At 73.3% G+C, this 11,627-nt stretch carries 10 protein-coding genes; 6 read left to right on the top strand and 4 right to left on the bottom strand.

What is annotated here, in order from left to right:
• From ACWEN3_RS30415 to ACWEN3_RS30400, 4 genes are all read left to right on the top strand, one after another.
• Positions 1-2,392 (top strand): DUF5682 family protein (locus tag ACWEN3_RS30415; protein ID WP_452977087.1); only part of this gene is annotated, 2,392 nt, incomplete at its 5' end.
• Complete coding sequence (locus ACWEN3_RS30410; RefSeq protein WP_452977085.1) at positions 2,389-4,095, top strand: hypothetical protein; 1,707 nt, start codon at positions 2,389-2,391, stop codon at positions 4,093-4,095. The genes ACWEN3_RS30415 and ACWEN3_RS30410, both read left to right, overlap by 4 nt.
• A 179-nt stretch (positions 4,096-4,274) precedes the next feature.
• Entirely contained in the window at positions 4,275-5,462 is a 1,188-nt protein-coding gene (locus tag ACWEN3_RS30405; RefSeq protein ID WP_452977083.1) for a cytochrome P450, read from the top strand.
• 178 nt (positions 5,463-5,640) lie between these two features.
• On the top strand, positions 5,641-5,856 hold the full coding sequence (locus ACWEN3_RS30400; protein WP_053666946.1) for a DUF4177 domain-containing protein: 216 nt from the start codon (positions 5,641-5,643) through the stop codon (positions 5,854-5,856).
• 60 nt (positions 5,857-5,916) lie between these two features.
• On the opposite strand, the gene ACWEN3_RS30395 is transcribed toward ACWEN3_RS30400, so the two are convergent.
• Complete coding sequence (locus ACWEN3_RS30395) at positions 5,917-7,365, bottom strand: cytochrome P450 (protein ID WP_452977081.1); 1,449 nt, start codon at positions 7,363-7,365, stop codon at positions 5,917-5,919.
• A 9-nt stretch (positions 7,366-7,374) separates the two neighbouring features.
• Complete coding sequence (locus tag ACWEN3_RS30390; protein ID WP_452977079.1) at positions 7,375-8,262, bottom strand: SDR family NAD(P)-dependent oxidoreductase; 888 nt, start codon at positions 8,260-8,262, stop codon at positions 7,375-7,377.
• A 15-nt stretch (positions 8,263-8,277) separates the two neighbouring features.
• Here ACWEN3_RS30390 and ACWEN3_RS30385 point away from each other — a divergent pair, with 15 nt between their 5' ends.
• The gene (locus ACWEN3_RS30385; RefSeq protein WP_452977077.1) at positions 8,278-8,910 is read left to right on the top strand and encodes a flavin reductase family protein; all 633 of its coding nucleotides are present in this window, start codon (positions 8,278-8,280) and stop codon (positions 8,908-8,910) included.
• 47 nt (positions 8,911-8,957) lie between these two features.
• Here the strand turns inward: ACWEN3_RS30385 and ACWEN3_RS30380 are convergent, their stop codons facing one another.
• Together ACWEN3_RS30380 and ACWEN3_RS30375 are read right to left on the bottom strand one after the other, a co-directional pair.
• Positions 8,958-9,587, bottom strand: a complete 630-nt coding sequence (locus ACWEN3_RS30380; protein ID WP_452977075.1) for an isochorismatase family cysteine hydrolase — start codon at positions 9,585-9,587, stop codon at positions 8,958-8,960.
• 61 nt (positions 9,588-9,648) lie between these two features.
• Positions 9,649-9,966, bottom strand: a complete 318-nt coding sequence (locus ACWEN3_RS30375) for a putative quinol monooxygenase (RefSeq protein WP_452977073.1) — start codon at positions 9,964-9,966, stop codon at positions 9,649-9,651.
• Between the two features lie 385 nt (positions 9,967-10,351).
• Here ACWEN3_RS30375 and ACWEN3_RS30370 point away from each other — a divergent pair, with 385 nt between their 5' ends.
• Positions 10,352-11,488, top strand: coding sequence for an alpha/beta fold hydrolase (locus ACWEN3_RS30370; protein ID WP_452977071.1), 1,137 nt, complete (start codon positions 10,352-10,354; stop codon positions 11,486-11,488).
• Positions 11,489-11,627 lie beyond the last annotated feature (139 nt).

The following is an 11,627-nucleotide window of genomic DNA, read 5'->3' as shown; positions in this document are numbered from 1 at the left end:
GGAGCGTGCAGCGGTTACCCAAGACCCGATGCATGCGAGCGAGAACGTGAGGTTGTGCGGGCATTCGGTGTGCTCGCCGACGGGCGGCGCCGACGCGCTGACCTCGCGCTGGGAGGTGCGCTGGACCCCGGCCACGGCGGCCATGCTGACCGCGGCCGGAGTTCGCGGAGTCACCCCGGCCCAGGCCGCCGAGGGTCTGCTGCGGGAACGGCGGCGCGCGGAGCGGGACGAGGGCGGGCCGACGGCCGCGCAGACCCTGCTCGGGCTGGAGCAGGCGGCGGAGTGCGGCCTGCCCGGACTCGCGGACGAGCGGCTGGCCGACACGGCCGAGGTGCTGCCGGACTCGGGCACCCTGCCCGAACTCCTCGCCGGTCTGGCCCTGTTGGACCGGTTGCGGGCCGGGCACATCGCCGGGCTCGGCGGCGACGAGGAGCGTACGGCGCGGGCCGCGGCGGTCGCCGAGGCGCTGACCGCCGCCGCGGTGCGCCAGGTCGACGGGCTCACCGGGTCCGAGGACCAGGCCGACGCCCATGCCCTGCTGGAACTGGCCCACCGCGCCGACCTGCTCGGCGGCATCCGGCTCACGGACGCGCTGGCCCGGCTGGCGGCCGACGGTTCCGCGCTGATGCGCGGCGCCGCCGGGGCCGTACGCGTGCTGCTGGGACAGGAGGACGCCCGGGCGTTCGGCGACCGCGTCGCCTCCTGGGTCGACGGCGCCTGCGATCCCGAGTCCCGCTCGGGCCTCACCGCCCGTCTGACCGGCCTGCTGACCGCGGCCGGGCCGCTGCTGGAATCGGCGGCGCCCGCGCTGGAACCGCTGCTGAACCGCGTGACGGAGCTGTCCGACCGGGACTTCCTCGACCGGCTCCCGGCCCTGCGCGGCGGCTTCGACACGCTCAGCCCTGCCGCCCGCGAACGGCTCCTGTCCGCCGTGGAGGAACGCCTGGACGGAGAACGTCCCACCGACACGGGCGGCATCGACCCCGCCGCCCTGGCACTGTGGACCCAGGCCGACCTGGCGGCCCGCGAGACCCTGCACGCGCTCGGCCTCCTGCCATCTGGCCGCCCCGACGACACGGTGCCGGCAGGTCCACCAACCGACTCCGAGACAACGGCGGTTCCGCCACCCGGCCGACCCGCCGGCCCCGGGACAGCCGCAGGTCCACCGTCCGTGCAGCCCGCCGACCCCGAGACGACCGCAGGCACCGCACCCAGTGGTGACCTCCACACCGCTCCCGCCACCGCCAAGGCCGTCAACCAGTCGGCCACACCCGGCGGTTCCGCGCGGCTCGCCCCGGTCGATCGCTGGCGTCTGGTGCTGGGGCGGCGGAGCGGCCGACTGCCCTCTTCCGCCCGGCCCTTGGCGACCGCGCTGGACGAGTTGTACGGCAGCGGGCGGGGTGAGGGCAGCCGGGGAGACATGGCGGGGCCGGGAAGCGGCGGCGGCCGCGAGGCGTCGTATCCCGGGGTGCGCGAGTGGTCCGAGGATCTGGCGGCGCTGTTCGGGCCGGGTATCCGGGAGGAGGTGCTGGCGGCGGCCGCCGCCACGGGCCGGCAGTACGTGCTGACGGAGCTGGACCCGGACAGCGTCCGGCCCTCCGTCGACCTGCTGCGCTCGGTGCTCCGGCATGCGGGCGGCCTGCCGGAGGCCCGGCTGGCGGCACTGCGTCCGCTGGTACGGCGTCTGGTCGACGCGCTGACCCGGCAGTTGGCGACCCGGCTGCGCCCGGCTCTGCACGGCACCACCCTGCCGCGTCCCAGCCGGCGCGCCGGCGGCGGCCTCGACCTGCCCCGCACCCTGCGGGCGAACCTGGCCACCGCCCGCCGTCTGCCGGACGGCACGGTCCGCGTCGTTCCCGAGCGTCCCGTCTTCCGCAGCCGTGCCCGGCGGGCGGCGGACTGGAGGCTCATCCTGGTCACCGACGTGTCGGGCTCCATGGAGGCGTCCACCGTCTGGGCGGCGCTCACGGCCTCGGTGCTGGCAGGCGTGCCCACGCTGTCCACGCACTTCCTGGCCTTCTCCACCGAGGTGATCGATCTGACCGACCATGTGGAGGATCCGCTCTCGCTGCTGCTGGAGGTCAGGGTCGGCGGCGGTACGCACATCGCCGCCGGGCTGCGGCACGCGCGTGAACTGGTCACCGTGCCCTCGCGCACGCTCGTCGTGGTCGTCAGCGACTTCGAGGAGGGCTACCCGGTCGGCGGGCTGCTCGCCGAGGTCCGCGCCCTGGTCGGCGCCGGCTGCCAGGTGCTGGGCTGCGCGAGCCTCGACGACGCCGGCCGTCCCCGCTACTCGACCGGCGTCGCGGGCCAGTTGGTGGCCGCGGGCATGCCGGTGGCCGCTCTCAGTCCGCTCGAACTCGCCCGCTGGGTAGGGGAGAAGATCGCATGAGCCCGGGTCTGCCTCCGGTCGCCCCGTCCGTGACCGCCGAACTCGTCGCGGCGCTCTCCCCGCGGCTGCGCAAGCGCCTGGACGCGGGCATCGCCAAGCTGGCGGACCGTCCCGTGGTCCGCGACGGCGACACCGTACGCATCGCCGTGGCCGACGACACGGACGTCGAACTGCACGCCCCGGGCGGCACGGTGACCCGTACGGACGCCGTCCGCTGCGGCTGTCTGCTGGCCCCGGACTGCCTCCACCGCGCCGCGGCCGCCTCGGCGGCCCCCGTCGCGGACGGCGCCGACTCCCGTGCGGAGGAGGCCCGTTCGAGCGGCGAGCAGGAAGCCGTTGAGCCCGAGACGGCGACGCCCGAACAGTGTGCCGCCGCCCGCGCGGTGCATGCCGCCGCGGCCGCCGTGCTCGAAGCCGGTACGGACGGGGCGGGCGCCGTGCTCCAGGCGGAGTTGCTGCGCGCCGCTCACACGGCTCGGCTAGCAGGCCTGCACCGGGCCGGCGCCACGGCCGTGTCCGTGGTCACCGCGCTGCGCGCGGCCCGTGCGGCCGACCCGGCGTACCGCCTGGCCGACCTCGTCACCGGCCTGCGTGACGTCCTGTCCGTCGCCCATCGCGTCCCGCACGCCTCCGGCGCGGAACTGGCCGGACTGCGCGGCACCGCACGTCAGCCCTACCGTCCGGACGGCTCGCTGCGGCTGTACGGCCTCTTCTCGGAGCCGGTGCTCACCGCGAGCGGCTACGCGGGCGCCGTCACCTGGACCGTCGACGCCGAGGGCCGGCTGTACCAGGTGTCCGACGTGGCTCCGGGCGGTGCCGGGCGTGCGACGGGCGCGGCCGACCGGGCCGTGCGGATCGGCGACACGTCCCTGACCCACCGCGAGCTGGCCCGGGCGGGCCTCGCGGTGTCCGGGGCCACCGTCTCTCCCACCGGGCGGCTCGGCGCGGGCGCCGGCGTCCGGGCGGTCCGGGCGTCGGGGGCCGACTGGCGCGAGCAGCCGTCGGACCGGCTGTGGGCGCGGCCCGCGCCCGAGCAGATCTCGCGCGCTCTCACCGGCGGACACGACCTGCTGTTCCTGGACGTCACCCTCGTCGGTACGGCGGCCGAGGCGGCGGGCGACTGTCTGCTCGCCGAGTGCGACGGCGTCGTCCTGCGGCTGACCGCCGCGCACGATCATCCCGCGCTCCCCCACCGGGACAACCTGCGCCTGCTGGCCGCCGCCCGGGGCAGCCGCCTCCGGGTCGTCGCCCGGCTCACCCCGGCTCCGCACCCCCGGGCCCAGCTCCTCGCGACCGAGCATCCGACCCTGGCGGGCACACGCGTCGACCTCGGCCTGGACCGGCTGCGGCGCGCGGACCTGCCCACCGAGCCCGCCTCCCCGGCCCGGACGATGCCGGCCCCGGACGAGGCACCGGTCCATCTGCTGCGCCGCCGCGTCCAGCAGGCGGTCTCCGGCGGCCGGCACGTGCTGTCCCTGCCCGGCGACGCTGATGCGGACGTCCGGCGGCTGGGCCGGTCGGGGCTGGCGACGGCCGGTGACCTCCTGGCGGAACTCCACGCCGCCGCCGCGGACCGCTCGCGCGACGTGTTCGGCCGCCTGCTGCCCGCCGACCACGACCGCTTCGCCCGCGCCTGGCTGGCCGCGTCCCGCTACACCGAGGAACTGGACCGCGCGCTGTGCGTCGCCGCCTGGTCCGGGTGACGCGAGCCGCCCCTTCGCGCTCCAGGTCGGCGTCGTCCTACCGGCGTGCACGGTGCAATGTCGGCCGCGGGATGCGAGTCACCCACGGTGTGGGACTCGGCGCACCACCCGGGACGCATACGCTCTGAGTGGGCTCCGGGAAGGCCGGAATTCCAGGAACGGGAACAGGGGGAGCTTCTATGGCGAGAGCGCGCCGGTTTCCGCTCGGCTCCGCGACCACGCTCACGGAACTGGAGGACGACCCCCACCCCCGGCTGGCCCTGCTGCGCGCCCGCGAACCGGTTTCGTGGCTCCCCGTGCTGGGCGGCTGGCTGGTGACCCGGCGTGATCTCGCCCTGCGCGTGATGCGCGACGCGGCGACCTTCACCGTGGACGACCCCCGCTTCTCCACCGCCCAGGTGGTCGGTCCGAGCATGCTCTCCCTGGAGAGCGACGAGCACAAGCGGCACCGCGACCCCTTCGCCGACCCGTTCCGCGCGCGAGACGTGCGCGACCGGTTCACCGGGTTCGTGGAACAGGAAGCCGCCCGGCTCGTGGAAGGCATCCGGCCGCGTGGCGGCGCCGAACTGCGCCGGGAGGTGGCCGGGCCGCTGGCCGTGGCCGTCGTCGCCGAGTCGCTGGGCCTGGTCGGCGCGGACGCCGGCGCGGTTCTGTCCTGGTACGACTCCATCGTGAGCGCGGTCTCCGACATCACCGCCGGTCTGTCGGCGAACCCCGCCGGGGCGGCCGCGTTCGGCGAGTTGCGGGAAAGCGTCGAGGCTACGGTCGCCGCAGGAGGCGACGCGTCGCTGCTGGTCGCGGCGGCCGAGAGCGAGCGCCTGAAGCTGCCGGAGGTGGTCGCCAACGCCGCCGTGCTGATGTTCGGCGGTATCGAGACCACCGAGGGCATGATCGCCAACGTCGTGCTGCACCTCCTGGCACACCCCGGTCAACTCGCCCTCGTGCGGGCCGATCCGGACCTGGTCGACGCGGCGATCGAGGAATCGCTCCGCCTGGAACCCGCCGCGGCGGTCGTGGACCGCTACGCAACCGCCGACGTGACGATCGGCGGTGCCGACGTGCGGCGCGGTGATCTGGTGGTCGTCTCGCTCGCCGGCGCGAACCGCGACCCCGAGGTCTTCGAGGACCCCGACGCTTTCGACCTGCGGCGGGACAACTCCCGCGTCCATCTTGCCTTCGCGCACGGACCGCACTTCTGTCTGGGCGCCCACCTGGCCCGCCTGGAAACCCGCGCCTGCCTCCTCGCACTCCTCGACCGTCTCCCCGGCCTGCGGCTCGACCCGGCCTCGCCCGCGGCGCCCAGAGGCCTGGTCTTCCGAAAGCCCCCGGCTCTGCGCGTCTGCTGGGACGTGCCGGTGCGGCGCTGACGCGACGCCGGCCCACCTCCGCTTCGCGCTGTACCGGCACCGTTCGGGCGAGTGAGCGCGGATGCGCACGACGTCCCCGGCTTGCGCGCCGTGCTCCACCCCGCCGTGTGGGGCGACATCGAACGGTGATTGGCTGTCCCCGGTTCTGACAGCCGGTCCATCCACGGAGGCCCCAGCCATGAGCAACCCCTACGCACTCGAGTACAAGGTCGTCACCTTCCGCGAGTCACTGATCGGAGACGCGCTGGACAGCGACAAGCTGGAGAAGGTTCTGAACAAGCACGCCGAGGACGGCTGGGCGCTCAAGGCGATCACGTCCGCCGACGTCAAAGGCCGTATAGGGCCCGGTGCGGTCGAGGGCCTGCTGCTCACCCTGGAGCGTCCGCGCCGCTGACGGCCACCGTTCCCGCACGGAACGCTCGGCGCGAGCCGGCCGGCGGCCCCTGACGGCGACTCACGGGCTGTACGGGCACGCCGGCTCGGCCGTGCGTGCCCTGTCGCCGCCGCGCGGCCTGGACACGGTGCCCGGGCTGCCCTCGCGTGAACGCAGGCGCACCATCACGTCCCGCAGGGGGCGCAGGGAGATCACCGGAGAGCCGTACCGCAGCGCGTCCCCCGGGACGAGGTTGAGCCAGAACCGCTGGTTGATCATCGCGACGATGATCCGCAGTTCGAGCAGCGCCATGTTGTTGCCGACGCACTGCCGAGGGCCCGCCCCGAAGGGGAGGTACGCCATGCGGGGCCGCTCCCGCACGGCCTGCGGGGTGAAGCGGTACGGGTCGAAGGCCACCGGGTTGTCCCAGTGGCGCGGGTTGTGGTGCGAGGCCAGGGGCGAGAGCAGGATCGACGAGCCCGCCTCGATGCCGTAGCCGCCGAGGGTGTCGGGGCCGACGGCGGCCCGCGGGAAGATCCAGATGGGCGGATACATCCGCAGGCTCTCGTCCACCACCATCCGCGTGTACGTCAGCTCGGCCGCCGTGCCGGCGTCGGGAGCCCCACCGCCCAGCACGCCGCTGATCTCCTCGTCCAACTCGGCTTGGACATGGGGGTGGTTGGCGATCGACAGCAGGGTCCAGCACAGGGAGACAGCGGTGGTCTCGTGGCCCGCCAGATAGATGGTGAGCAGCTCGTCGCGCAGCTGCCGGTCGGTCCACGGCTCGCCGGTCGCCGGGTCCTCGGCCTGCTCCATCAGGGCGATCAGCGGCCCCTCCCCGGTCCGGGCGTAGTTTTCCCGGACGTCCGCGACCACCTTGTCGAAGACCCGGTGGATGTGGTCGATCTTGCGCTTGCGGGCCGTGGGCAGCCAGGACGGAAGCATTTCGGACGTCGTGCCCCGCCGGAACATGACCTCCACGACGTCGTCGACGATCCGCTTCAGCACGGCCGACGCGGGCTTGATGTCGTAGGCGAACAACGAGCGGCTGAGCGTGACAAGGGTTAGCCGCAGCATCTCGGTCATCAGGTCCACGGGCTCGTCCCGCGCGGCCTTCGCCTCCCACTCGTCCAGCATCTCCTCGGTGGCCGCGACGATGTTGGGGACGATGTCGGTGACCGCGTTCTTCAGGAACACCGGCTGCACGGCCCGGCGGTGCCCGCGCCAGAAGTCGCCGTCCGAGGTGAGCAGGCCCTTTCCCATGACCACGCCGAACTGCTCGTACAGCGGCCCGCGGACGTAGTTGGCGTTGTTCTCCACCAGCACCCCGCGCACGGCCTCGGGGTCGGTGACCTGATGGACGGTCATCGGTCCCAGCCGCATGCGAACCACCTCTCCGTAGTCGCGCTGGAGGCCGAGCAGGAACTCGGCGGTGTTGCGGCGCCAGGGACCGAGGCTGCCCAGGAGAGGGGCGCCCTTGGGGCCGGGGGCGGTGGGCATGGCGGTGGTGGATGTGGATGTGGTGGTCATCAAGTGTCCTTACCTGGTCAGGCTGCGCGGCTGAGCCGTGCGGTGCGGCACCGGAAACGCGCGTCGCACGAAGAGGTGGTCGAAGACCGCGTCCGGGGCCAGCCGCCGCAGCGCGATGGTGCTGCGGGCGAGGAAGCCGACGGTGTAGCGGGCGCGGGGGCGCCGCTTGTGGACGGCGCGTTCCACCACGCGGGCCACGTCGTCGGCGTGGACGGTGAAGGTGCCGGCCAGGGTGCGGCGGCTCCCCGTGTAGATCGCCTCGAAGTACTCTGCGGTGCGCTCGCGGAACTCGTCGTAGACCTCGCTGACGGAGGGGAGGTTGTCGACGTACGTCGTGCCGAAGTTGGTGGTGCGCACGGGGCCCGGTTCGATGAGGACGACCCTGACTCCGAAGTCGGCCGTCTCCAGCCGCAGCGCGTCGCTGAGGGCCTCGAGGGCATGCTTGGACGCCTGGTAGAAACCCCCGCCGGGGACCGCGTAACGGCCGAAGATCGACGAGATGTTGACGACGGTTCCGGTGCCGGCGGCCCGCATGCCGGGCAGGACCAGCTGGCTCAGCCGGGCCGGCCCGAAGACGTTCGTCTCGAACTGCCGCCGCATCTGGGCCGGTTCGATCTCCTCCACGACACCGGATGCGGCGAACCCCGCGCTGTTCACAAGGGTGCCGACCGATCCGTGTTCCGCTTCGACGGCGTCGACGGCCGCGCGCATGCCGTCCTCGTCGGTGACGTCCAGCCGCAGTGTGCGGATGCCCTCCGCGGCGAGTCCGGCGAGCGTTTCCGGCCTGCGCGCGGTGGCGTACACGAGCATTCCGCTGCGGTGCATCCGGAGGGCACAGGCCCGGCCTATCCCGGATGAACAGCCCGTGATCAGCACGGGGTTTGGTCGGTTGTTCACGATCTCCCTCTTCTCTTGGCCGAGTTCGGGCGGTGCTCCGCGGTTTGGGGCGGGGCTGCGCGGAAAGGTGCCGTACATGTATCACCGGATCGTGGCCGCGAAGCTGCGCAAGGCATTCTCCGACATCAACTCCGGATACCGGCACTGCGGCTTGCCGAACCGGCCGGTCCCGGCAGGCGTGCGCTGCGCGACGTCCTCGGCCGGTACGCCACCGGGGTCACCGTGGTCACCTGCGCGGACCCGCACGGCGCCCCGGCCGGGGTGACCGTCAACTCCTTCACGTCCGTGTCGCTCGACCCGCCCCTGATCCTGTGGTGCCTCGCCCGCTCCTCACGCGGCCGGCCCGCGTTCACGGCCGCCGAGTACTTCGCCGTCAACGTCCTCGCGGCCGGCCAGCGCGATCTCGCGGCCCGGTTCGCCGGACCGGGCGACCGCTTCCAGGGCCTGGCCACGTCGGCCGGCCCGCACGGGGAGCCGCTGATCACCGGGGCCGCGGCGACCCTGTGCTGCCGCCGCAGCGGCGTCGTCCCCGCCGGCGACCACCTCGTCCTGCTGGGCGCCGTGGAACACCACGCCCTCACGGCCCGCCGCGCCCTGCTCTTCGCCGACGGCGCCTACCACGCCGGCCCGCCGCCGGCCCGCGCATGAGGAGGTGACGAGGAGGAACCGCGCCTCGACACGGACGAGTCCGGCCGTCATGGCCGGGATCCGTCGAACGCGGCGAGGAGCCGGTCCGTGGTGACGATGGCCTGGGCGTAGGTGGGGCCGTTGAGTTCGTGAGCGGCGTGCATCATCTCGGGGCCGAGGGCCGCGGTGGCGTCGCGGACCAGTGTCACGTGGTAGCCGAGCTCCATGGCGAAACGAGCGGTGGCCTCGACGCAGGTGTTGGCCAGCACGCCGACAAGGACGACGTGGGTGACGCCGTGCTGTTTGAGCTGCATGTCCAGGTCCGTGTTGGCGAACCCGCTCGACCCCCAGTGCTCCTGGGCGACGAACTCGCCCGGCTGCGGCTGGAGGTCGGGGTGGAACTCCCCGCCCCAGGAGCCCTTGGCGAAGTGGTGGAACTGCTGGATCTTCCGCTGCGAGGGGGTCGGGTGGTCCCACGTCTCGTAGTCACCCGGCTCCCAGCGGCGGTGCGGTACGAACACGACGCGCACGCCGGTCACACGGGCCCCGGCGATCACGGAGCGCAGATGGTCCAGCAGACCGACGTCGCCGGCCACGGGCTCCAGACGCGGCCAGACCTTGCCGCCCTCCGAGAGGAAGTCGTTGTAGGGGTCGACCAGCAGTACGGCCGTACGGCGAAGATCGTAGTTCTCGGCCATGGTTCCTCCCTGCGCCAGCCTTACTTGGGCGGTTCGGCGCCGCCCCCTTCGCCGGGGCCCGCTACGCGGATCCCGAAGGGTACGTGCCGGCGTACGGTCGGAGGCGGTCGATCTCCATCTTCTCCGCGTACTTCTCGGACTCGCTCAGGAAATGACGGACGTGCGGCTGACGCGCGTGTTCGTCGAAGGCGGCGCGGTCGGCGTACAGCTCGAAGAAGAGGCGCTGGTTCGGCGCTCCCTCGACCTCGCTGCAGGTGTACACCAGCGTGCCCGGTTCGCGCGTGAGGACCGCCGCGGCGGCCTCCCGGACCAGCTCGTCGAACGCCTCACCGGCACCGTCGCGGAGCGTGAAACGGACACAAAGCGCCATCTGGCTCATTCCTGCCTCCTTTTCGCCACTCCCAGTCTCTCCACGCATCCCGCGCCCCGCGCGCGGACGGCGGCCGGACCGTCACGGGCGCATGTCGGCCGGACCGTCACGGGCGCATGTCGGCCGGACCGTCACGGGCGCATGGCGGCCGGACCGTCACGGGCGCATGGCGGCCGGACCGTCACGGGCGCATGGCGGCCGGAGACCGCGGGCTCCGATTGCGGGAGCAGCGGCCGCGACCCAGCATGAACTCAACGGACGTGCGACCTGCGCTCATGCCCGTACGCAGGCATGGCGCGCTGTCGCGGTCCGCCGCCACGACACCGGGGACGACCGATCCGGCGCGTCACCGCACGTCAGCGAAAGCGCCCGTCAGAAGCGGAAAGGGAGCCCCATGTCTCAGGCATCCGGGAACGGCGACTCCGAAGACCAGACCGACGCCGGACTGCCCCGGCGCCACGTGCTGCGCACGGCCGGTGCGGGAGCGCTGGGGCTCGGCCTGGGAAGCGTCGCTCTGACCGCCGCCACCATGCCGCACGGCGGGGCCACGCACCCCGGGGCCACGCCCATACCCACGCCGGAGGGCCTCGGCTCCGTCGGGCAGGCGCCTCATCTGCCGGCCGGGTTCACCAAGACGTTCACCAGCCGTTTCGTCCAGGCCAACGGGATCCGCCAGCACGTGGTCGTCGGCGGCGAGGGGCCGCCGCTGCTCCTGATACACGGCTGGCCCGAGACCTGGTACGCCTGGCGCCTGGTGATGCCGGCACTGGCCAAGCACTTCACGGTCGTCGCCGTCGACCAGCGCGGCATCGGGCTGACGGACAAGCCCAGGACCGGGTACGACACCCGTACCCTCGCACGCGACATGGTCGCTCTGATGGATGCGCTCGGCCACCGGCGGTTCGCCGTGGTCGGCCATGACACGGGAATGCCCATCGCCTACGCGCTGGCCGCGGACCATCGGGACCGCGTCGCCCGCCTGGCCGTCGCCGAGGCGTTCCTCCCGGCCGTGACCCCGTCGCCGCCCGTGATCGGCTCCGCGGAGGTCAACAACCGGCTGTGGCACATCCCCTTCAACCGGCTCACCGACGTGAACGAGCAACTCGTCCGGGGGCGCGAAAGCATCTACTTCGGCTGGCAGTTCGCCACCAAGGCCGTACGCAAGCTCCCCGACTACGCCGTCGACCACTACGTCCGGATCCTCGCCTCCCAGCACGACTCCCTGCGGGGCAGCTTCGGGTGGTACCGGGCGCTCGACACCACCAGCGCGCAGGACCGGCAACGCAGGACACGCCCGCTGACCCTGCCCGTCCTCGCGATCGGCGGTGCGGGAAGCCTGGGTGGGAACGTCGCCGACACGATGAAACTCGTCGCACACGACGTGCGAGCCAAAGTCATTCCCGGCACCGGCCACTGGGTGGCCGAGGAGGCCCCCCAGCAAGTGCTCGCGGCGCTCACCACATTCCTGGCCCCGTACCGCGACCAGGGCCGGAGCACACGGCCCTCGGCCGCCGCGACGCCCGCCCAATAGATCTCCGCTCACTGTTCGAGCGGTTGTGCCAGGGCACGCTTGATCTGCCTGGTCCGCTCGTCGGCGAGCACCTCGACCCGGTCGTTCGCCAGCGCGTCCATGGTCTGCTCCGCCACGTCCGCCGCGCTGATCTTCGGTG

It is taken from the genome of Streptomyces sp. NPDC004561 (assembly GCF_053602155.1).
Note: the sequence above shows the minus strand (reverse complement) of the source record. Positions and strands in the feature narration are given on the sequence as shown.